This is a genomic window from Martelella lutilitoris (assembly GCF_005924265.1).
Classification (GTDB): domain Bacteria; phylum Pseudomonadota; class Alphaproteobacteria; order Rhizobiales; family Rhizobiaceae; genus Martelella; species Martelella lutilitoris.
Window position 1 is genome coordinate 416,768 of sequence record NZ_VCLB01000001.1, and the last position, 20,638, is coordinate 437,405.

General features: G+C 61.3%; 19 protein-coding genes. 11 read left to right on the plus strand and 8 right to left on the minus strand.

What is annotated here, in order from left to right; all coding sequences use genetic code 11:
• Window positions 1-180 precede the first annotated feature (180 nt).
• A complete protein-coding gene (locus tag FF124_RS01970) occupies window positions 181-1,788 on the plus strand; it encodes a phosphoenolpyruvate carboxykinase (RefSeq protein WP_138746792.1) in 1,608 nt (535 codons plus the stop codon).
• Window positions 1,789-1,871: 83 nt separating this feature from the next.
• Here the strand turns inward: FF124_RS01970 and FF124_RS01975 are convergent, their stop codons facing one another.
• On the minus strand, window positions 1,872-2,315 hold the full coding sequence (locus tag FF124_RS01975) for a glyoxalase superfamily protein (RefSeq protein WP_138746793.1): 444 nt from the start codon (window positions 2,313-2,315) through the stop codon (window positions 1,872-1,874).
• A 257-nt stretch (window positions 2,316-2,572) separates the two neighbouring features.
• Between FF124_RS01975 and arfB the strand changes: the two genes are divergently transcribed.
• The 10 genes from arfB (at window position 2,573) to ahcY (ending at window position 14,137) form a co-directional block, all read left to right on the plus strand.
• A complete protein-coding gene (gene arfB / locus FF124_RS01980; protein WP_138746794.1) occupies window positions 2,573-3,010 on the plus strand; it encodes an alternative ribosome rescue aminoacyl-tRNA hydrolase ArfB in 438 nt (145 codons plus the stop codon).
• Window positions 3,011-3,013: 3 nt separating this feature from the next.
• Window positions 3,014-3,652, plus strand: a complete 639-nt coding sequence (locus FF124_RS01985) for an alpha-ketoglutarate-dependent dioxygenase AlkB family protein (protein WP_138746795.1) — start codon at window positions 3,014-3,016, stop codon at window positions 3,650-3,652.
• Window positions 3,653-3,974: 322 nt separating this feature from the next.
• Complete coding sequence (locus FF124_RS01990) at window positions 3,975-5,288, plus strand: ABC transporter substrate-binding protein (protein WP_138746796.1); 1,314 nt, start codon at window positions 3,975-3,977, stop codon at window positions 5,286-5,288.
• 199 nt (window positions 5,289-5,487) lie between these two features.
• Window positions 5,488-6,360 (plus strand): carbohydrate ABC transporter permease, encoded by an 873-nt coding sequence (locus FF124_RS01995; protein ID WP_138746797.1) that lies wholly within the window; start codon window positions 5,488-5,490, stop codon window positions 6,358-6,360.
• Between the two features lie 2 nt (window positions 6,361-6,362).
• Entirely contained in the window at window positions 6,363-7,193 is an 831-nt protein-coding gene (locus tag FF124_RS02000; RefSeq protein WP_138746798.1) for a carbohydrate ABC transporter permease, read from the plus strand.
• 11 nt (window positions 7,194-7,204) lie between these two features.
• Window positions 7,205-8,206, plus strand: coding sequence for an ABC transporter ATP-binding protein (locus FF124_RS02005; RefSeq protein ID WP_138746799.1), 1,002 nt, complete (start codon window positions 7,205-7,207; stop codon window positions 8,204-8,206).
• A gap of 55 nt (window positions 8,207-8,261) precedes the next feature.
• Window positions 8,262-9,743 (plus strand): mannitol dehydrogenase family protein, encoded by a 1,482-nt coding sequence (locus FF124_RS02010; protein WP_138746800.1) that lies wholly within the window; start codon window positions 8,262-8,264, stop codon window positions 9,741-9,743.
• Window positions 9,744-9,907: 164 nt separating this feature from the next.
• Window positions 9,908-11,479 carry an FGGY-family carbohydrate kinase gene (locus tag FF124_RS02015; RefSeq protein WP_138746801.1) on the plus strand — a complete coding sequence of 524 codons (1,572 nt, stop codon included), beginning with the start codon at window positions 9,908-9,910 and terminating at the stop codon, window positions 11,477-11,479.
• Between the two features lie 153 nt (window positions 11,480-11,632).
• Window positions 11,633-12,583 (plus strand): transferrin-binding protein-like solute binding protein, encoded by a 951-nt coding sequence (locus FF124_RS02020; RefSeq protein WP_138746802.1) that lies wholly within the window; start codon window positions 11,633-11,635, stop codon window positions 12,581-12,583.
• A gap of 153 nt (window positions 12,584-12,736) precedes the next feature.
• Entirely contained in the window at window positions 12,737-14,137 is a 1,401-nt protein-coding gene (ahcY, locus tag FF124_RS02025) for an adenosylhomocysteinase (RefSeq protein ID WP_138746803.1), read from the plus strand.
• Between the two features lie 75 nt (window positions 14,138-14,212).
• Here ahcY and FF124_RS02030 read toward each other — a convergent pair whose 3' ends face one another.
• The 7 genes from FF124_RS02030 to FF124_RS02060 all read right to left on the minus strand — a co-directional run bounded on the left by FF124_RS02030 (window position 14,213) and on the right by FF124_RS02060 (window position 20,587).
• Complete coding sequence (locus FF124_RS02030; protein ID WP_138746804.1) at window positions 14,213-15,556, minus strand: bifunctional folylpolyglutamate synthase/dihydrofolate synthase; 1,344 nt, start codon at window positions 15,554-15,556, stop codon at window positions 14,213-14,215.
• A 167-nt stretch (window positions 15,557-15,723) separates the two neighbouring features.
• Window positions 15,724-16,680, minus strand: a complete 957-nt coding sequence (gene accD, locus FF124_RS02035) for an acetyl-CoA carboxylase, carboxyltransferase subunit beta (protein WP_187326771.1) — start codon at window positions 16,678-16,680, stop codon at window positions 15,724-15,726.
• 42 nt (window positions 16,681-16,722) lie between these two features.
• Window positions 16,723-17,562 carry a tryptophan synthase subunit alpha gene (gene trpA, locus FF124_RS02040; protein ID WP_138746805.1) on the minus strand — a complete coding sequence of 280 codons (840 nt, stop codon included), beginning with the start codon at window positions 17,560-17,562 and terminating at the stop codon, window positions 16,723-16,725.
• Window positions 17,563-17,606: 44 nt separating this feature from the next.
• Complete coding sequence (locus FF124_RS02045) at window positions 17,607-17,891, minus strand: hypothetical protein (protein WP_138746806.1); 285 nt, start codon at window positions 17,889-17,891, stop codon at window positions 17,607-17,609.
• A 5-nt stretch (window positions 17,892-17,896) separates the two neighbouring features.
• Window positions 17,897-19,117 carry a tryptophan synthase subunit beta gene (trpB, locus tag FF124_RS02050; protein ID WP_138746807.1) on the minus strand — a complete coding sequence of 407 codons (1,221 nt, stop codon included), beginning with the start codon at window positions 19,115-19,117 and terminating at the stop codon, window positions 17,897-17,899.
• Window positions 19,118-19,128: 11 nt separating this feature from the next.
• Window positions 19,129-19,791, minus strand: coding sequence for a phosphoribosylanthranilate isomerase (locus FF124_RS02055; RefSeq protein WP_138746808.1), 663 nt, complete (start codon window positions 19,789-19,791; stop codon window positions 19,129-19,131).
• Window positions 19,792-19,834: 43 nt separating this feature from the next.
• Complete coding sequence (locus FF124_RS02060; protein WP_138746809.1) at window positions 19,835-20,587, minus strand: M48 family metallopeptidase; 753 nt, start codon at window positions 20,585-20,587, stop codon at window positions 19,835-19,837.
• Window positions 20,588-20,638 lie beyond the last annotated feature (51 nt).

Below are 20,638 nucleotides of genomic sequence, written 5' to 3' on the forward strand. Positions count from 1 at the left end.
ACTTCACGCCGGTTAACAGCCTGAGAATCCTTCAGAATCCGGATATTGTTCAATTTGAAGATTTTCTTTAATCGATTAAATGCATGATATTATTATATTTTGTCAGATTCCCTGTTGTCTGATGCGAACGAATTTAATATGTTTTTAAAAAATTAGATTTCGTTTAGAGAGGCATTTCGCATGGTGGAGCATGGAATCTACAATCGTCGTTTTCCGGTTGAGGCTGCAGGGCTGAAGGATCTGGCGGGCGTTTACTACAACCTGATGCCGTCGGAGCTTTGCGAGCTGGCGATTCGCCGCAGCGAGGCCGTGCTGACGGCAGACGGCGCGCTCAGGGCGCTGACGGGCCAGCACACCGGTCGCTCCGCCAAGGACAAATTCGTCGTCTGCGATGACAAGACCAAGGACCAGATCTGGTGGGATAACAACAAGGCGATGTCGCCGGAGCATTTCGCCCTTCTGAAGGCGGACATGCTGGCCCATGCTGCGGGCAGGGAATTGTTCGTGCAGGATCTCGTCGGCGGCGCGGATGCCGAAAACCGTCTGCCGACGCGCGTCATCACCGAATATGCCTGGCATGCCCAATTCATCCGCAATCTGTTGATCCGCCCCGAGCGCGATGCGCTGGAAGATTTCGAGGCGAAGCTGACCATCATCAACCTGCCCTCCTTCGTCGCCGATCCGAAGCGCTATAATTGCCGCACGGAAACGGTGATCGCCTGCGACCTGGAGAATGGCCTGGTGCTGATCGGCGGTACATCCTATGCGGGTGAAATGAAGAAGTCGGTGTTCACCGCGCTCAATTATCTTCTGCCGGCGCGCGGCGTGATGCCGATGCACTGCTCGGCCAATGTCGGCGATGCGGGTGATGCCGCCGTGTTCTTCGGTCTTTCGGGCACCGGCAAGACCACGCTTTCGGCCGACCCGTCGCGCACGCTGATCGGCGACGACGAGCATGGCTGGGGCGAAAGCGGCCTGTTCAATTTCGAGGGCGGCTGCTACGCCAAGACCATCCGCCTGTCGGCCGAGGCCGAACCGGAGATTTATGCCACGACCAAGCGTTTCGGCACGGTGCTGGAAAATGTCGTGCTCGACGCCAACCGCAAGCCCGACTTTGACGATGGTTCGCTGACGGAGAACACCCGCTGCGCCTATCCGCTGGACTATATTCCCAATGCCTCGCGCACCGGGCTTGCGCCGCATCCGAAGACGATCATCATGCTGACGGCCGATGCCTTCGGCGTGCTGCCGCCGATTGCCAAGCTGACGCCCGACCAGGCCATGTATCATTTCCTCTCCGGCTACACCGCCAAGGTGGCGGGCACGGAAAAGGGCGTGACCGAGCCCGAAGCGACGTTCTCGACCTGCTTCGGCGCGCCCTTCATGCCGCGCCACCCGACCGAATACGGCAATCTGCTGAAGTCGCTGATCGCCAGGCACGGCGTGCAGTGCTGGCTGGTCAACACCGGCTGGACCGGCGGCGCCTATGGCGCGGGTTCGCGCATGCCGATCCGCCAGACCCGGGCCATGCTGGCCGAGGCGCTTGCCGGCCGGCTTGCCGGCGCGGAGTTCAGGGTGGACCCGAATTTCGGCTTCGAGGTTCCGGTCGCCGTTCCCGGCGTCGACGCGGCGATCCTCAACCCGCGCGGCACCTGGGCCGATGCGACCGCCTATGACGCGCAGGCGGCGAAACTTGTCGACATGTTCGTCGCCAATTTCGCCAAATTCGAGGATCATGTGGATGCCGGCGTGAAGGCCGCTTCGCCGGGAATGCTGGCCGCCGCCTGAGTTATACGCAGGAGGAGCGTGGGAAATGCCCGGTCGCCGTCTGGCGCCGGGCGTTTCTTTTTTTTGGCGGGTCGCCGCCGGATCTACCAGGCGAGCTCCACATGCGGCCTGCCATCGGACGTTTTCGCCGGCGATCGGCCGGTCTCATCAACCGTGCAGTTGATGCGGCTCCGGAAGGCGGAGAAACTGTCGAAGGTGACGACATCGACGGGCGCGTCGAATTTCAGTGTCAGGCGATACTGCCCCGGCCTGCCGGCAAAGGCGCTGACGGAAATGATCTCCGCATCAAAGGCGTGACCGAGATAGGTTCCCGAGACGCGGGAGCCGAGCATCCACGGATTGAGCGGCGGACGATTGCCGATCCTGGCATGCAGCGTGTTCCAGTCGCGAAAGCCGTATTGAACGGCGATCAGTTCCAGCGCGCGGGAATGGGTGATGGGTTCGCCCTCACGCCCGAGATGGGCGCGCAGGCGTTTTGCCTGATCCTTGAGGCTCTCAAGCGATGGCAACGGTAAACTGGTGGACATGGCGAAGTCTTTCCTTCGCATTCGCCTGTCTGGTGGTTCGGTGCCCGCATTGCCGGAACCGCGAATGCGCAAGGTTTTCAAAACATCGCTCATCGGTTCAAGGGGAACTTCACCATGGTTTCAAAAAACCGCGGGCGGCCGGCGTCCCTTGCCGTTGCCGCTCATTAGACCGCATTGCCGTCCGCGTCAAGCAAAAGCCCGGGTTCGCGGGCGATTGCGGCCTTGAAGGCAGGGCGGCGGCGTGGGATAACGCGGCCATGGCATCACGCGATCTCATCATCAATGACCGGATCACCATCTTCGGCTGGGAGCTGACCGAGCAGTTCGTGCTTGCCGGCGGGCCGGGCGGGCAAAACGTCAACAAGGTGGCGACCGCCGTGCAGCTGTTCTTCCCTCTCGCCGCCTCCCCTTCCCTGCCCGAACGCGTAAAACGCAACGCGATGCGCCTCGGCGGCCGCAAGGTTTCCAAGGAGGGCGTTCTGCTGATCGAGGCCAATGGCCATCGCAGCCAGGAGCGCAACCGCGAGGAGGCGCGCGAGAAGCTGAAGGAACTGATCCTTGCCGCCGCCGCGCCGCCGCCGCCGCGCCGGCGCAAGACCAAGCCGACGCGCGGCTCGATCGAACGGCGGCTGAAGGCCAAGGCCGGCCGTTCGGAAATCAAGAAGGCGCGCGGCAAGCCCGCGCCGGACGAGTAAGCCATGAGCGCCGACAAACACGTTCTCCCCGAGGGCTTTCGCTATCTGCCGGACTATCTCGACCGGGCCGCCCAGGAGGCGCTGGTCGAGGATATCCGCGCCGTCGTGGCCGATGCCCCGCTTTACGTGCCGACCATGCCGCGCACCGGTCGGCCGATGTCCGTGCGCATGACCAATTGCGGCACGCTCGGCTGGGTCACCGACAAGGAACGCGGCTATCGCTATCAGGCAACCCATCCAGCAACGGGAAAACCCTGGCCCGATATGCCCGAGCGGCTCGCGGCATTGTGGCGCGATCTTGCGGACTATCCAGACATGCCGGAGGCCTGCCTGATCAATTTCTACGATGACACGGCGAAAATGGGCATGCACCAGGACAACGACGAGGCGGATTTCTCGGCCCCCGTGCTTTCCATCTCGCTCGGCGATAGCTGCCTTTTTCGCGTGGGCGGCACCGACCGCAAGGACAGAGCCCAATCGCTGAAGCTTACGAGCGGCGACATCGTGCTGCTTTCCGGCGAAAGCCGTCTTGCCCATCATGGCGTGACGCGGATCTACCCCGGCACCTCGACATTGCTGAAGCAGGGCGGACGGATCAATCTGACGCTGCGACGCGTGACCGCTCCTCTGTCTCGGGCGTGACCCGCGGACCCTCCCTTTCTGCCAAAAGAGCGTCGTTTTAGTCTTCAACAGACCAGCCGGGATGACATTTCCGTCTGATAGACCTTATGCGACGGGATGTGCCTGCATGCAGGACGTGCTTGACCAGAGAGCTGCGTTTGGGTCCGTCGTCGCGAGGCCGGTGTTACGCCCACTCGGGACTCTCCGAAAATTTTGCATTGAAAATCAACAGGATGGAATATCCGCCCAAAGTATGAGCATTCGCCCACTTGACACTTTGCAATGAATGATGGGTAATTGCCCATATCGTAAGCTATTGCTCAATTCTGAGGGAGGAACGAGTATGAGACTGCACACGATACTTCTGGGCGCCTGCTCGCTTGCGGCGCTCACCGGCGTCGCCTCGGCCGAAACGCTGACCATCGCCACCGTCAACAACGGCGACATGATCCGCATGCAGAAACTCACCGACGATTTCACGTCGCAGCACCCCGATATCGATCTTGAGTGGGTCACGCTCGAGGAAAACGTGCTGCGCCAGCGGGTCACCACCGACATCGCCACAAACAGCGGCCAGTACGATGTTCTGACCATTGGCAATTACGAGGTTCCGATCTGGGCCAAACAGGATTGGTTGCTGGCGCTCAACGATCTGCCCGCCGATTACGACGCGGGCGATCTTCTGCCGGCAATCGCCGGCGGCCTTTCCGTCGACGATACGCTCTACGCCGCGCCCTTCTACGGCGAGAGCGCCATGGTCATGTACCGCACGGATCTGGCCGAAAAGGCCGGCGTCACCATTCCGGCCGAACCCAAATGGGACGACATCAAGAAGGCGGCTGCCGCCATGACCGACAAGGATGCCGGCATTTACGGCATCTGCCTGCGCGGCAAGGCCGGCTGGGGCGAGAACATGGCCTTCCTCGGCGCCATGTCCAATTCCTACGGCGCACGCTGGTTCGACATGGACTGGAAGCCGCAGTTCGACACGCCGGAATGGAAGGCGACGCTGACGGACTATCTGGACCTGATGAACAATTACGGTCCGCCCGGCGCCTCCTCCAACGGCTTCAACGAAAACCTAGCGCTGTTCCAGCAGGGCAAATGCGGCATGTGGATCGATGCCACGGTCGCCGCTTCCTTCGTCACCGATCCGGATGAATCCAAGGTCGCGGATTCGGTCGGCTTCGCGCTCTTCCCGGAAAAGGGCGACCTCGGCAATCGCGGCAACTGGCTGTGGTCGTGGAACCTCGCCATTCCGGCCTCGACGCAGAAGGCGGATGCGGCCAAGGCCTTCGTCGCCTGGGCAACCTCCAAGCACTACACCGATCTTGTCGCAAAACAGGACAGCTGGCGCGCGGCACCGCCCGGCACCCGCACCTCGCTCTACGAGAACCCGGACTACCAGAAGGCAGCGCCCTTCGCCGAGATGACGCTGGAATCGATCAACGCCGTCGACACCAAGAAGCCTTCGGTTCAGGACATTCCCTATACCGGTGCGCAATTCGTGTCGATCCCGGAATTCCAGGGCATCGGCACGGCGGTCGGTCAGCAGTTCTCGGCAGCTCTTGCCGGCAACACCACGGCCGAGCAGGCGCTGTCGAATGCCCAGCAGCTGACATCGCGCGAGATGATGAAGGCCGGTTACCCGAAGTAAGACTTCCTCCTGAGGGCGGCCGGGACCCGTTGTCCGGCCGCCCGCCTTTTTTCTTCTTGCTGAACTGATTTTGAAGAGCCGCCGCGCGTTAGCCGACGGCGGCTCTTCTGATTTCCGCTGCCGCGCAAAGCCGGCGCGGGACTTTTGAGATGTGACGCGGCCAGAGACAAGGCCTGCCTCACCGAGCGGGGAACACCAAATGGCGACGACCCATACCCAAAACGCGGCGCGGCTGATGATGGCGCCCTCGGTCATTCTGCTTCTCCTGTGGATGATCGTGCCGCTGTCGATGACCGTCTACTTCTCCTTCCTCAGGTACAATCTCCTGATGCCGGGAACGGAGAGTTTTGCCGGCTTCATGAATTACCGCTTCTTCCTCACCGACCCGGCCTTCTTTCAGGCGATCGGCAATACGCTGATCCTGGTCGGCGGCGTGCTGTTTGCCACCGTCGTCGGCGGCATCGCGCTGGCGCTTTTGCTCGACCAGCCGATCTTCGGTCAGGGCATTGTCCGCATTCTGGTAATCGCGCCCTTCTTCGTCATGCCGACGGTTTCGGCGCTTGTCTGGAAGAACATGCTGATGAACCCGGTCAACGGGCTGTTCGCCTCGCTGGCGCGCTTCATCGGCATCCAGCCGATCGACTTCCTGTCGTCGATCCCGCTTACCTCGATCAGCCTGATCGTCGCCTGGCAGTGGCTGCCCTTCGCCACGCTCATTCTGCTGACCGCGCTTCAGTCTCTGTCGGAAGAGCAGAAGGAAGCCGCCGAAATGGACGGCGCGAACGCCTGGAACCGGCTGGTCTACATCATCCTGCCGCATATGGCCCGCGCCATCACCGTCGTGGTGCTGATCGAGACGATCTTCCTGCTTTCGGTCTTCGCCGAAATCCTGGTCACCACCAATGGCGGCCCGGGAACGGAAAGCACCAATCTCACCTACCTCGTCTACATGCAGGCACTGCTGCAGTTCGACGTGGGCGGCGCATCCGCCGGCGGCATCATCGCTGTCATTCTCGCCAACATCGTTGCGATCTTCCTGGTTCGCATGATCGGTAAAAATCTGGAGGACTGAGGATGGCACGCCAGGTCACGACACAGAAAAAGCTGGCCTTCACGCTTCTCGCGTGGGTCGTAGCACTCCTCATCTTCTTCCCGATCTTGTGGACGGTGCTGACGAGCTTCAAGACGGAAAGCGAGGCCGTGTCCTCGCCGCCCTCCTTCCTGTTCTTCCAGTGGACGCTGGAGAACTATGTGGAGGTTCAGGAGCGCTCCAATTATTTCCACCATTTCTGGAATTCGGTGGCGATCTCGCTCGGCTCCACGGTGATCGGTCTTCTGATTTCTGTGCCGTCCGCCTGGGCGATGGCGTTCTCGCCGACGAAACGCACCAAGGACATCCTGTTATGGATGCTCTCCACCAAGATGCTCCCCGCCGTCGGCGTGCTGGTGCCGATCTACATCATCTTCCGCGATCTCGGCCTGCTCGACACGCGCATCGGCCTGATCGTGGTGATGATGCTGATCAACCTGCCGATCATGGTTTGGATGCTCTACACATACTTCAAGGAAATCCCCGGCGAAATCCTCGAGGCCGCCCGCATGGACGGCGCGACGCTCGGCAAGGAGCTGATCTATGTGCTCACGCCGATGGCGGTGCCGGGCATTGCCTCGACCCTTCTTCTCAACATCATCCTTGCCTGGAACGAAGCCTTCTGGACGCTCAATCTGACGGCCTCCAAGGCAGCACCCCTGACAGCCTTCATCGCCTCCTATTCGAGCCCGGAAGGTCTGTTCTACGCAAAGCTTTCCGCCGCCTCGACCATGGCCATCGCGCCGATCGTCATCCTCGGCTGGTTTTCGCAGAAGCAGCTCGTACGCGGGCTTACCTTCGGCGCGGTTAAATAAGGACAAGACCAATGGGCAGCATCAGACTTGAAAATGTTTCCAAGCGTTTTGGCGAACATGCCGTCATCCCCGGCATCGATCTCGAGATCAATGACGGCGAGTTTGTCGTCTTCGTCGGCCCCTCGGGCTGCGGCAAATCCACGCTTCTGCGCCTGATCGCGGGGCTGGAGGATGTCTCCGGCGGCCGCATCCTGATTGACGGCGAAGATGCGACCGCCAAGCCGCCGGCAAAGCGCGGGCTGGCCATGGTGTTCCAGTCATACGCGCTTTATCCGCATATGAGCGTGCGCTCCAATATCGGCTTCCCGCTGAAAATGGCGAACATGGACAAGGCCGAGATCGACCGCAAGGTGAACGAGGCGGCGAAGATTCTCAACCTCACCGACTATCTGGAGCGCAAGCCCCGCGCGCTTTCCGGCGGCCAGCGCCAGCGCGTCGCCATCGGCCGGGCCATCGTCCGCTCGCCGGAATGCTTCCTGTTTGACGAGCCGCTGTCAAACCTCGACGCGGCGCTTCGCGTCAACATGCGGCTCGAAATCTCCGAACTGCACCAGCAGCTCGCCGCCACATCGATCTATGTGACCCACGACCAGGTCGAAGCCATGACCATGGCCGACAAGATCGTGGTCCTGCGCGCCGGCAATATCGAACAGGTCGGCTCGCCGCTGGAGCTCTACCGCAAGCCAGCCAACCTCTTCGTCGCCGGCTTCATCGGTTCGCCGAAGATGAATTTCATCGAGGGCAAGACGGCAGAGGAATTCGGCGCCCACACGATCGGCATAAGGCCGGAACATGTCGCCCTTTCCACCGAAAGCGGAAGATGGAAGGGCAAGGTCGCGGTCTCCGAACATCTGGGCTCCGACACCTTCCTGCATGTGGACGTACCGGAGCTCGGCCATATCACCACCCGCACCGACGGCGAGTTTCCGGTCCGTCACGGCGACACCGTCTTCATCTCGCCGGATCCGGAGCGGCTCTACCGGTTCGACGCAAACGGCCTGGCGGCTGAATAGCTGCCGGCCGCGCGTCCCAACCGAATACCGAAATGCCAATAGCGGAAAAGAACCAATGACCAAGTCCCTCAACCTCGCAAGCCTTGATCAGCACGCGGACAAGGCGGCCGTGCCCGCCTATGACCGCGGCAGCCTTTCCGCCGGCATTTTCCATTTCGGCGTCGGCAATTTCCACCGGGCGCACCAGGCGGTCTATCTGCACCAGTTGTTCAACACCGGCCGCGACCTCGACTGGGCAATCGTCGGCGCCGGGGTCATGCCTTCCGACACGAAAATGCGCGAGGTTCTTGCCGCGCAGGATTTTCTCACGACGGTGGTAGACCAGGAGGCCGACGCCAGCGAGGCGACGATCACCGGGGCGATGATCGACATGATCGCGCCGCCGGACTTTGCAGAGATGGTCGAAAAGCTCGCCGACCCGGCAATCCGCATCGTCTCGCTGACGGTGACCGAAGGCGGCTATTTCATCGATCCGGCGACCGGCAAATTCGACCCCACCCATCCGGCAATCGTCGCTGACGGCGAAAATCCGGATACGCCGAAAACCGCCTTCGGCCTGATCATCGCCGGCCTGAAGAAGCGTCGCGCAGAAAATATTCCGCCCTTTACCGTGATGTGCTGCGACAATATCCCCCACAACGGCGCGGTGACGAAAGCAACCGTTAGCGGCCTCGCCGAACTCTCCGATCCCGATTTTGCCGGCTGGATTCGAGACAATGTCGCCTTCCCCAATGGCATGGTCGACCGGATCACGCCGGCCACCGGCAAGCGCGAGCGCGACATCACGCGCGCGGAATATGGCATAGAAGACAACTGGCCGGTCTTCTGCGAAGGCTTCAAGCAATGGGTGCTGGAGGATGATTTCCCGCTTGGCCGCCCGGCGCTGGAAGAGGTCGGCGTCACCTTTGTCGACGATGTCAGTCCCTATGAGCTGATGAAGCTCAGGATTTTGAACGGCGGCCATGCGGCAATCGCCTATCCGGGCGAACTGCTCGACATTCACTTCGTCCACGAGGCGATGGAAAACGAACTGATCGCCGCCTTTCTCGAAAAGCTCGAAAAGGACGAGATCATCCCGATCGTGCCGCCGGTGCCCGATACCGACCTGACCGGTTATTACGAACTGATCGCCCGCCGTTTCGCCAATCCGAAGATCGGCGACACGATCGAGCGGCTGGCGCTCGACGGCTCGAACCGCCAGCCGAAATTCATCCTGCCCTCCACAGCCGCCCGCCTCGAGAAGGGCCTCGATGTCGTCGGCCTCGCCCTGGTTTCGGCGCTGTGGTGCCGCTATTTCGAGGGCACCTCCGACAGCGGCCGCAAAATCCGCTTCAACGACGAAAGCGCGGACCGCCTGCACAAGGCGGCGCTTGCAAGCAGGCAGGATCCGATGATCTTCCTTCAGGAGCGCGCCATCTTTGGTTCGATCGCCGACAATGAAACCTTCCGCAGGCGCTTTTCGACAGCGCTTGAGAGCCTGAGGACCCTCGGAACCGCCGAAACGCTGAGACGCTATATTGCCGGCGACCTGGCATAGGCCATCCGGCTGAAACCGATACGGGCCCGAAGCGCCCGGCACCTCTCCTTCTTGTCACGCTCGCGGCTTGGCAGGGTACGACCCTGCGCTGTCGGAAGGTTTGACGAAACGGATAATCTCGTCCACTTTGTGCGAAAATACTGACAGGTGGGGGAGCGTGCAGGATGCGCGATCATGTGATTGCGGTCGATGTCGGCACGGCAAGCGTCAGGGCAGGCGTTTTCGATAAAACCGGGATCATGCTCGCCCGCAGGGTGGAGCCGCTCAGGCTTCACCGCCCCGGCGCACGGCGCGGAGAATACAGCGCAGACGACATCTGGCAGACAACCGCAACAGCCGTGCGGGCCGCGCGGCTTGCGAGCAGTCTCGGGCCCGAGCAGGTCGCGGGGCTTGCCTTCGGCGCCACATGTTCACTCGTTCTCGTCGGCAACAACGGCGCGGCGCTTCCGCTTTTCGAGGACGAAGAGGGCGTATTTGATACACTCGCCTGGTTCGATCACCGCGCCGAGGCTGAAGCGGAAGAGCTGAGCGCCACCGATGACCCGGCGGTGCGGCATTCGGGCGGATCGATATCGCCGGAAATGCAGGTGCCGAAGCTCTTGTGGCTGAAACGCAATCGCCCCGATCTCTGGCAAAGGGCGGGCGGCTTCTTCGACCTCGCCGACTATCTGAGCTATCGCGCCACCGGCAATCCGGCGCGTTCGGTTTCCACTCTTGCCACAAAATGGTTCTTCAGGGCTCAGGATGAGGATCCCTGGCCGCGCGCGCTTCTCGGAAAATTCGGCCTTGATGATCTTCTTGAAAAGGTCGGCGCCGCGCATGCGCCCTGCCCGCCCGGCGTCTCCGTCGGCAGGTTGACGCGCCAGGCGGCGGAAGCGCTCGCGCTTGATCGCGAGGTCGTGGTCGCGGCCGGCATGGTCGATGCCTATGCCGGAGCCCTTGGCGCGCTTCCGGCCGACAAGGCTGCGGCCTCGGGCGAATTCGCGCTGATTGGCGGGACCTCGAGTTGCCTTATCGGCCAGGGCGGCGAACCGGTCTTCGCGACGAGCCTCTGGGGCCCTTATTTTGCCGCGATCCAGAAGGATCAATGGGCATTCGAGGCCGGCCAGTCTGCAACCGGTGGTTTACTCAACCATCTGCTCGAAATCCATACAGAGGGTGGACCCGCCACGGAAAGCCGACACCAACAGGTGATTGCCCGGATCACGGAAATGCTTGCCGAGAACGGCCCCGGCTTTGCCGACGGGCTGGACATCCTGCCGGATTTTCACGGCAGCCGCTCGCCCTATGCCGATCCGAGCATGACCGGGATGATCGCCGGCCTCACGCTCGACAAATCCTTCGATGGCCTCTGCCGTCTCTACTGGCGCGCCTCGATCGCCATTGCCCTGTCGCTCAGGCAGATCCTCGAACATCTCGGCGAAAACGGCATTCCCGCAACCCGGCTTCACCTGGCTGGCGGGCACCGGAGAAACTCACTCCTTTCAAGACTTTACGCCGACGTGACCGGTCTTCCCGTGCATGTCTCGCCAACCGAGGATGTCGTGCTCCTGGGCTCCGCCATCAACGCCGCCGCAGCCTCAAACCTCTACCCCGGCCTGACGCCCGCGGCAGCGGCCATGCAGGCCGCTCCTACCCGGCTCGATCCCGATCCGGCGCTTGCCGGCTATTATGACCGCCAATACGCAAGGCTCAGGCTATTGCAGGCCTGCCGGGACCAGCTTGCTCGGACTTGAGCGCAGGTGGAGAGAGCGAAAGTGAAGAAACCTTCCTCTTTTGCGTTTCGTCAGCCACCAACCACATTTCCGCCACTTTTCGCTTGACCACGCCCGCCTTGGTTGCGACACATGGTTTACGGGTAGTTAACAGTGACGGTGGGGGCCGGGGACATGACGAAAACCTATCTCAAGCTGGCGGGTGCGGTGGCGCTGACAGCGCTTGCAGGCTGCAGCGGCGGTGGCAGCAGTGGCGGGGGCATCGACATAGGGCCGGTTGGCGGCGGTAGTGCGCCGCCAGAGCAAGGTGACAATCCTCCCGTTAATAACTTCGCGCCCAACGCAACCGGCCAAAGCATGACGATCGACCCGGGTAGTTTTCCTGTGCCCTCCGGAAACAATATGAGTTCGGGAACCACAGAAGCCCAGTTCACGCTTAACGATGACGACACTATAACGGCTAAGTTCAAAAGGTGGGGGAATACTATCGAGAAGACGCTCACGTATTATCCAGAGGCTGGAACGGCCTCTGATGGTGCTGAGGTATTTATGACAATACGAACAGAAGACGGCAAACCTTTGCTGGCGGTGATAGATGCTGTTTATGATCCAGAGCTAGAGGGGTACTATGCCTATCGGTCAACCGAAGGACTGACTGAAAATATGCCCCAGAATGGAACCGCTTCTTACACGGGCTCAATAGATGGTTTTGCCACTACCGATATATCGTCAATGTACCTCGATAGAGGAGGATTTTATGCCGATGTGGATTTTGGCGACAGCTCCTTGAAAGGTAGAATATCCGGTTGGAAGAATTCTGTTTCGTTCGATGGCGCAATCAATGGCTCGGAATTTAAGTCGATCCCAGGCACGATCGCTCTAGCTGCAGGCGTGAACTCTGAAACAGTTGATATCGGACCTCCAGGTTACACAACAACAGTAACCCGGCCTGTCGCCGCTAGTACGAGCTTCGCCGATCAATCTGCCTCCTCTGTCGAAGGCGCTTTCTATGGAGATGCGGCGAAAGCTATGGCAGGGACCTATGCCATTGAGGGAGCTGGTCCTGCGGCCAGCGCCCGTCTTTTAGGCGGCTTCGTAGCGACACGCGGTGAAATACAGCAATAAGGTTAGCCAGCCGGAAGAAACACATAAAGAAATCTTTATGTGTTTCTTGTCAGTTTCCCCTGAGGCTGTTACTAACGATGCAAACTGAAGAATGCGCGTTGCCTGCGTGATCGGGCCGGACGCTGCACCATCCTTTTGCCTCGGGAGTTATCAATGAGCGCCACAGAAGATTTCATCGTTGCCGATATCGCGCTGGCCGATTATGGCCGCAAGGAACTGGATATCGCGGAAACCGAAATGCCGGGCCTGATGGCCGCGCGCGAGGAGTTCCGCGAAAGCCAGCCGCTGAAGGGCGCGCGGATTTCCGGCTCGCTGCACATGACGATCCAGACCGGCGTGCTGATCGAAACGCTGAAGGCGCTCGGCGCCGATGTCCGCTGGGCCTCCTGCAACATCTTCTCCACCCAGGACCATGCCGCCGCCGCGATCGCCGCCACCGGCACGCCGGTCTTCGCCATCAAGGGCGAGAGCCTTGAGGAATACTGGTCCTATACGGACCGGATCTTCCAGTGGACAGATGGCGGCCAGTCGAACCTGATCCTCGACGATGGCGGCGATGCCACCATGTATATCCTGATCGGCGCGCGCGCCGAGGCCGGCGAGGACGTGCTCTCCAAGCCCGGCTCGGAAGAAGAGGAAGTGCTGTTCGCGCAAATCAAGAAGCGCATGGCCGAAACGCCCGGCTTCTTCACCAAACAGCGTGATGCGCTTCTGGGGGTAACCGAGGAAACCACGACGGGCGTCAACCGGCTCTACCAGCTTGCGCGCGCCGGCCAGCTCCCCTTCCCGGCGATCAATGTCAACGACTCGGTCACCAAATCGAAATTCGACAACAAATACGGCTGCAAGGAATCGCTGGTTGACGGCATCCGCCGCGCCACCGACGTGATGATGGCCGGCAAGGTCGCCGTCGTCTGTGGTTACGGCGATGTCGGCAAGGGTTCTGCCGCCTCGCTTTCCGGCGCCGGCGCCCGCGTCAAGGTGACGGAAGCCGATCCGATCTGCGCGCTTCAGGCCGCCATGGACGGATTCGAGGTCGTGCTGCTGGAAGACGTCGTTGCGACCGCCGATATCTTCGTCACCACCACCGGCAACAAGGACATCATCCGCCTGGAACATATGCGCGAGATGAAGGACATGGCGATTGTCGGCAATATCGGCCATTTCGACAATGAAATTCAGGTCAATTCGCTGCGCAATTACAAGTGGACCAACATCAAGCCGCAGGTCGACATGATTTCGTTTCCCGACGGCAAGCGGCTGATCCTGCTTTCCGAAGGTCGCCTCCTGAACCTCGGTAATGCCACGGGCCACCCCTCCTTCGTCATGTCGGCATCGTTCACCAACCAGGTGCTGGCGCAGATGGAAATCTTCCAGAACCGCGACAAATACGAAAACACCGTCCACGTCCTGCCGAAGCATCTTGATGAGAAAGTTGCGCGCCTTCATCTCGACAAGCTCGGCGCCAAGCTGACTGTACTCTCCGAGGAACAGGCCGCCTATATCGGCGTGACGCCTGAAGGCCCGTTCAAGCCGGAACATTACCGCTACTGATCAATGATACGGTGAAAAAGGCCGCAGCGAATTTCCTGTTCGCTGCGGCCTTTTTTGCGTCCGGAATCCGGAGTGTCAAAGCGGCGGCGTGCCGTTTTCGAACAGCGCGTTGCCGGCGAAATAGAGCGAGCCGCCGATCAGGATCCTGGGTGGCGGCTGGTCGGCGCGCGTGCGCAGGCAGATGGCCGCCAGCGCCTCCCCGATCGAGGAAACCGGCTCGGCCGACAATCCGGCATCGGCGGCCGAGGAGGCCAGCGCCACGGGATCGATGAAGGCTTCCGTACCTTTGATCGGGGCGCAGTAGACATAATTCGCAAGCCCCGCGAAATGCTCGAAGAAGCCGAACGGGTCCTTGGTGTTGATCATGCCGATGATCAGAAACAGCGGACGCGGGTCACGCTCCTCGAAACCGGCAAGCGCCTCGGCGATTACCTCGCCGGCGCCGGGATTGTGCCCGCCGTCCAGCCAGATCTCGCTGCCGTCGGGCGCTCCCGTCACCAGGTCGCCTTCGTGGAGGCGCTGCAGGCGCGCAGGCCAGAAGACGTTGCGCATCGCTCTTTCCGCCGCCTGCTCGTCAATGGAAAAGCCGGCGGCCTTGACCGCGGAGATCGCGGCGGCCGCGTTGGCGTATTGATGCCGGCCGGGAAGCGCGGGCAGCGGCAGGTCCATCAACCCGTCGCCGTCCTGGTAGACGAGCCGTCCGTGTTCCTCATGCGCGCTGTAATCCTGGCCATAGAGATGCAGCGGACAGCCGAGCCGGTCGGCGGTTGCGATCAGCACTTCCTCGGCGGCCTCATAGTCCTGCTGGCCGATGACCACGGGCACGCCCGGCTTCATGATGCCGGCCTTTTCGGCGGCGATCAATTCGACCCGGTCGCCCAGATAGGCCTGGTGGTCGAGCGAGATCGGCATGATGACGCTGACGGCCGGCTTGTCGATGATGTTAGTCGCGTCGAAACGGCCGCCAAGGCCGACTTCGAGGATAACCACGTCAGCGGGAATTTCGGCGAACAGCACGAAAGTTGCCGCGGTCAGCAATTCGAACACGGTTGCCGTGGCGCCGGCGTTCGCGGCTTCAACGCGCTTCAGGGTTTCTGCAAGCAGCTGGTCGTCGACATAGCCGCTGGCGCCGCCGGGCCCGCCGATGCGGAAGCGTTCGTGCCAGCGCACGAGATGCGGCGAGGAGTGGACATGGACGGAAAGGCCGGCGGCTTCCAGCAGCGCGCGACAAAAGGCGCTTGCCGAGCCCTTGCCATTGGTTCCGGCAATATGGATCACCGGCGGCAAGGCCAAATGCGGGTTGCCGAGCTTTTCAAGAAGAACCCTGATCCGCTCGAGTGAAAGATCGAAACCCTTGGGATGCAGCTGCATCAGGTGATCGATCACACGCTCGGCGGCACCGAAGGAATGGTTGTCCATGATTGGTCCGATTTCCGGTGCGCCAGGCTTTCATCAGTTGCGCACTGCTTCATCTGTCGTTTCGCGCAGACCGACCGGCCCCGACATTTCAGCTCGGGGCCGTTTCTCCTGCTGCGCGGGCCCTACCGGGGAAACCGGAGTGGCCTCCTCCTCGATATGCGCGCGTCTTAGCCCTGCGGGGTCGGCGCCTGATCCTTGTCGAGCGTCTCGTGCGGCGTTTCGTCGGCGATCGCTTCCTTGTGCTTTGGCGCTTCTAGCATGGGCGATGCAGTCGGTGGCGCACCGGTCATGATCTTAAGCAGACGCGCCAGCGTCTCGGGAATGTCGTGGCGCTTGACCACCATGTCGACCATGCCGTGGTCCAGCAGATATTCCGCCGTCTGGAAACCGTCGGGCAGCTGCTCGCGGATGGTCTGTTCGATCACGCGGCGTCCGGCAAAGCCGATCTCGGCGCCCGGTTCGGCGATATGGAGATCACCCAGCATGGCATAGGACGCAGAAACACCGCCGGTTGTCGGATTGGTGAGCACGACGATATAGGGAAGGCCCGCCTCGCGCATAAGCTCGATCATCACGGTCACGCGCGGCATCTGCATCAAGGACAGCACGCCTTCCTGCATGCGCGCGCCGCCGGAAGCCGGGAAGATCACCAGCGGGCAATGATCCTTCAGCGCACGGTCAAATGCCTGGATGATTGCCTCGCCGGCGGCCATTCCGAGCGAGCCACCCATGAACCTGAACTCCTGCACCACGGCAACGAGCTTCAACCCTTCAAGCGTGCCGACGCCGGCGATGATCGTGTCTTCCTGACCGGTCTTGGCGCGGTTTTCCTTCAGCCGGTCGGCATATTTCTTGGAATCGCGGAACTTCAGTGGGTCCTGCGCCACCTTCGGCTGCGGCAGATCCTCATACTGGCCCTTGTCAAACAGATCGGCAAGGCGTGCCCTGGCCGGCATCTTCATATGATAGCCGGAAGACGGGATCACCCACTTGTTTTCTTCCAGATCGGTGTGAAACACCATGGCCCCGGTTTCAGGGCACTTGATCCACAAATTCTCGGGAACTTCGCGCCGGCCGAACATGGAATTGATCCGCGGCCGCACATAATTGGTTATCCAGTTCACCAAATGAACCTCCTGAATAGCATTGCCTGCGGTTTGCCAGATTTACTCTGCCGCCGCAAGCCGGGCGTCGCGGACACCGCTTGAAAGCCCGCGCACGAATGTCGAAACCGCATCAACCGTATCCTTGCCGCCCTTGCCGTTGGCATCAAGCGTCCCGGCGATCTGGTTGACGACTGCCGTACCGACCACGACGCCATCGGCTGCTGCACCAATCAGTCGGGCATGTTCCGCCGTCTTGACGCCGAAGCCGACGCAGACGGGAAGATCGGTATGCGCCTTGATGCGCGAAACCGCAGCACCAACCTTTGAAGGATCGGGCAGCGCCGAACCGGTGATGCCGTTCATCGAAACGTAATAGACGAAACCGGACGTGTTCTGCAGAACTGTCGGAAGGCGTTTCTCGTCGGTCGTCGGGGTGGCGAGGCGAATGAAGTTGAGGCCTTTTGCAAGGGCCGGAATGCACAGCTCATTGTCCATTTCCGGCGGCAGGTCGACGATGATCAGGCCGTCGATCCCGGCTTCAAGGGCGGTTTCGACGAAACGCTCGACGCCGTAGATATAGATCGGGTTGTAATAGCCCATCATCACGATCGGCGTTTCGGCATCCTGCTTGCGGAACTGTCGCGCCAGTTCCAGCGTTTTTTCCAACGTCTGCCCGCCCCTCAGCGCCCTGAGACCCGCCATCTGGATCGCCGGGCCATCGGCCATCGGGTCGGAAAAGGGCATGCCGAGCTCGATCACGTCAGCGCCGGCCTTCGGCAGCGCCTTCATGATCTCAAGCGATGTATCGAAATCGGGATCGCCACCCATGAAATAGGTGATCAGCGCCGGCCGGCCCTCGGCCTTCAGGGCTGCAAAGCGTTTTTCCATGCGTTCGGTCATAGTCTAGCTCCGTGGCATCCTCGATGCGATAGTGTCGGCAGGCGTCAGTCGGCGTCGTTCCAGGCCGAGATCGCCTTGACCAGCGATTTGTGCACCGCCTTCATGTTCAAGACGAGACTGTCCAGTTCGGCTTCGGGCCTGCGGCCTTCAGAAAGAGCCGAGAGGGCGGCCGCCATCTCGATATTGTAGAGATTCTGGTGCGCGAGCGCTTCCACCACGGCGTGGCGGATATCCGGCACGTCCGCATTCTCCTCCTCGATAATGTCGAAAGGGGCCTCCGCCAGTTCCGACATTTCCTCAATGGTTTCCGCGCGCGAACCCGTCGTCATGGACCTCACATCTCCATGCCGAGAATCTTGCCGACCGTGTGGACGTCCTTGTCGCCGCGGCCGGAAAGATTGGCGAGGATGATCTCGTCCTTGCCCATCTTCGGCGCGCGCTTGATGATTTCGGCAATCGCGTGGCTGGCCTCGAGTGCGGGAATGATGCCCTCGAGCCGGGTCATCAGTTGGAAGGCTTCCAGCGCCTCGTTATCAAGGATCGGAACATAATCGACGCGGCCGATATCGTTGAGCCAGGAATGCTCCGGCCCGATGCCCGGATAATCGAGCCCGGCGGAAACCGAATGGCCTTCCTTGATCTGGCCGTCCGCATCCTGCAGCAGATAGGTGCGGTTGCCGTGGAGCACGCCCGGCGCACCTGCCGTCAGCGAGGCGCAGTGTTCCTCGCCGTCGAGCCCGCGACCGCCGGCTTCCACGCCGACGATCTTCACATCCGGATCATCGAGGAAGGGGTGAAAGATGCCGATGGCGTTGGAGCCGCCGCCAACGGCCGCGATCACCAGATCGGGCAACCGGCCTTCGGCTTCCATGATCTGCTCGCGCGCTTCCTGGCCGATCACCGCCTGGAAATCGCGCACCATTTCCGGGTAGGGATGCGGGCCTGCGGCCGTGCCGATCAGGTAATAGGTGTCGTCGACATTGGTGACCCAGTCGCGCAGCGCCTCGTTCATGGCGTCCTTCAGCGTGCCGTGACCGGCGGTCACCGGCTTGACCTCGGCGCCGAGGAGCTTCATGCGGAAAACGTTGGGCGCCTGACGCTCGACATCGGTCGCACCCATATAGACCACGCAGGGCAGGCCGAAGCGGGCCGCGACGGTGGCCGATGCCACGCCGTGCTGTCCGGCGCCGGTCTCGGCGATGATGCGGGTCTTGCCCATGCGCTTTGCCAGAAGGATCTGGCCGAGGCAGTTGTTGATCTTGTGCGAGCCGGTGTGGTTCAGCTCCTCGCGCTTGAAATAGATCTTGGCGCCGCCGAGATGCTCGCTGAGCCGCTCGGCATGATAAAGCGGGCTCGGACGGCCGGTATAGTGCTTGCCGAGCGATGTCAGTTCCGCCTTGAATTCGGGATCGGTCTTGGCCTTTTCCCATTCCGCCTGCAGGTCGAGGATCAGCGGCATCAGCGTTTCGGCGACGAAACGTCCGCCGAAAATGCCGAACAGGCCGCTTTCGTCAGGGCCGGATTTGAAGGAGTTTGGTTTTGGCGTCTCGTTCACGTCAGTCTCCATCAGGCCGTCCGGCGCATCCGCGCCTCGTCAACGGCATCAAAAAAGGCATCGATCCGGGCCGGATCCTTTATGCCCGGCGCGCTTTCCACACCGGATGATACGTCAAGGCCCGGCGCGTGGATGTCGGTAAGCGCCGCGCCCACATTTTCCGCATTCAGTCCGCCGGACAGAAACCAAGGGATAGTCGCCTGGTAGCCCTCAAGCAAGCGCCAATCAAAGGCAATGCCGTTTCCGCCGGGAAGGGCGGCATTTTCAGGCGGCTTGGCGTCGAAGAGGATACGGTCGGCGACATCTTCGTAGTCGCGCGCAAAGGCAAGGTCTTCCGGCGCGCGGATCGAGAAGGCCTTGATCACCGGCAGCCCGTAAAGCGCCTTGACGGTCACCACCCGGTCGGGGCTTTCCTTCCCGTGAAGCTGCAGCATGTCGGGCTTTGCCCCGAAGACGATTTCCTCGAGCAGTTCATTATCGGCATTCACGCTCACGGCAACCGTCTTAGCCCGGCCGCGCACATGCTCGATCAGGCCGGCAGCAACATCGACTTCCACATGGCGCGGGCTCTTCTCGAAGAAGATGAAACCCACATGGCTGGCACCGCGTGCAATCACATGGTCAAGCGTTTCCTTCGTGCGGATCCCGCAGATCTTGATGTCCGGTCTTTTCATGACGCTTTTCTATCACAAACAGGGGTGAACTGCGAAGGCTTGATCAGGCAAGGGGCGCATCGAAACGCACGGCGTGCAGGAAGGAGCCTTCGTTCTTCAGCCATTTGCGCGCTTCCGGCGTTCGCGGGCAAAGCCTCTCGCACAGCGCCCAGAAGCGCGGGCCATGATTCATCTCGGAGAGGTGCGCCACTTCATGGGCGGCGAGATAATCGACGACGAACAAGGGCGCCATGGCGATGCGCCAGGAGAAATTGAGATTGCCGACAGACGAGCAGGAGCCCCAGCGCGAGCGGGTGTCCTTGAAGGAGATCGAGACATAGGATTTGCCGCTGGCCGCCGCATGCGCCTTCACCCGATCGGTGATTTCGCGCCGCGCTTCCTTCTTCAGGTAATCCGCGACCCTGCGGCCAATGCTCTCGGCCGGGCCGGAGACACGCAGAACCATGCCGTCGGGCTCGTTTCGGGCTTCGGTGATGCCGCGCAGATTGCCGCTGTGACGGATCGTATGGGGAACGCCGAAGATTTTCACCGTTCCGCCATCGGCAATATGGCTCTCGTGGCCTTCAAACCGCGACATCCGCTCCAGCAGCCAGTCATGATGGCGGCGCAGGAAACCCTCGACCTCATGGCGGGCAAGGCCGGGCGGAACCGTGAGGCTGACGGCATGGCCGCCGGGCTCGATCTTCAGCGTCATCCGCCGGGCGCGCGCATTGGTCTTCAGATTGAGCGGCAACACCCTGCCGCCGAGATCGATCGTCGTGGGTTTGGCGCGTTTTTCCACGTCAGGGCTCGTCATTGAGGATCATTGGCTGAGGCGTAGCGGTTTTCCCGCCCGCGCGCCAGAAGC

Bases quoted from the DNA above. Each gene is read 5' to 3' on its own strand.
- FF124_RS01970 (WP_138746792.1), top strand. From the start codon at position 181: ATGGTGGAGCATGGAATCTACAATCGTCGTTTTCCGGTTGAGGCTGCA.
- FF124_RS01975 (WP_138746793.1), bottom strand. From the start codon at position 2,315: ATGTCCACCAGTTTACCGTTGCCATCGCTTGAGAGCCTCAAGGATCAG.
- arfB (WP_138746794.1), top strand. From the start codon at position 2,573: ATGGCATCACGCGATCTCATCATCAATGACCGGATCACCATCTTCGGC.
- FF124_RS01985 (WP_138746795.1), top strand. From the start codon at position 3,014: ATGAGCGCCGACAAACACGTTCTCCCCGAGGGCTTTCGCTATCTGCCG.
- FF124_RS01990 (WP_138746796.1), top strand. From the start codon at position 3,975: ATGAGACTGCACACGATACTTCTGGGCGCCTGCTCGCTTGCGGCGCTC.
- FF124_RS01995 (WP_138746797.1), top strand. From the start codon at position 5,488: ATGGCGACGACCCATACCCAAAACGCGGCGCGGCTGATGATGGCGCCC.
- FF124_RS02000 (WP_138746798.1), top strand. From the start codon at position 6,363: ATGGCACGCCAGGTCACGACACAGAAAAAGCTGGCCTTCACGCTTCTC.
- FF124_RS02005 (WP_138746799.1), top strand. From the start codon at position 7,205: ATGGGCAGCATCAGACTTGAAAATGTTTCCAAGCGTTTTGGCGAACAT.
- FF124_RS02010 (WP_138746800.1), top strand. From the start codon at position 8,262: ATGACCAAGTCCCTCAACCTCGCAAGCCTTGATCAGCACGCGGACAAG.
- FF124_RS02015 (WP_138746801.1), top strand. From the start codon at position 9,908: ATGCGCGATCATGTGATTGCGGTCGATGTCGGCACGGCAAGCGTCAGG.
- FF124_RS02020 (WP_138746802.1), top strand. From the start codon at position 11,633: ATGACGAAAACCTATCTCAAGCTGGCGGGTGCGGTGGCGCTGACAGCG.
- ahcY (WP_138746803.1), top strand. From the start codon at position 12,737: ATGAGCGCCACAGAAGATTTCATCGTTGCCGATATCGCGCTGGCCGAT.
- FF124_RS02030 (WP_138746804.1), bottom strand. From the start codon at position 15,556: ATGGACAACCATTCCTTCGGTGCCGCCGAGCGTGTGATCGATCACCTG.
- trpA (WP_138746805.1), bottom strand. From the start codon at position 17,562: ATGACCGAACGCATGGAAAAACGCTTTGCAGCCCTGAAGGCCGAGGGC.
- FF124_RS02045 (WP_138746806.1), bottom strand. From the start codon at position 17,891: ATGACGACGGGTTCGCGCGCGGAAACCATTGAGGAAATGTCGGAACTG.
- FF124_RS02055 (WP_138746808.1), bottom strand. From the start codon at position 19,791: ATGAAAAGACCGGACATCAAGATCTGCGGGATCCGCACGAAGGAAACG.
- FF124_RS02060 (WP_138746809.1), bottom strand. From the start codon at position 20,587: ATGACGAGCCCTGACGTGGAAAAACGCGCCAAACCCACGACGATCGAT.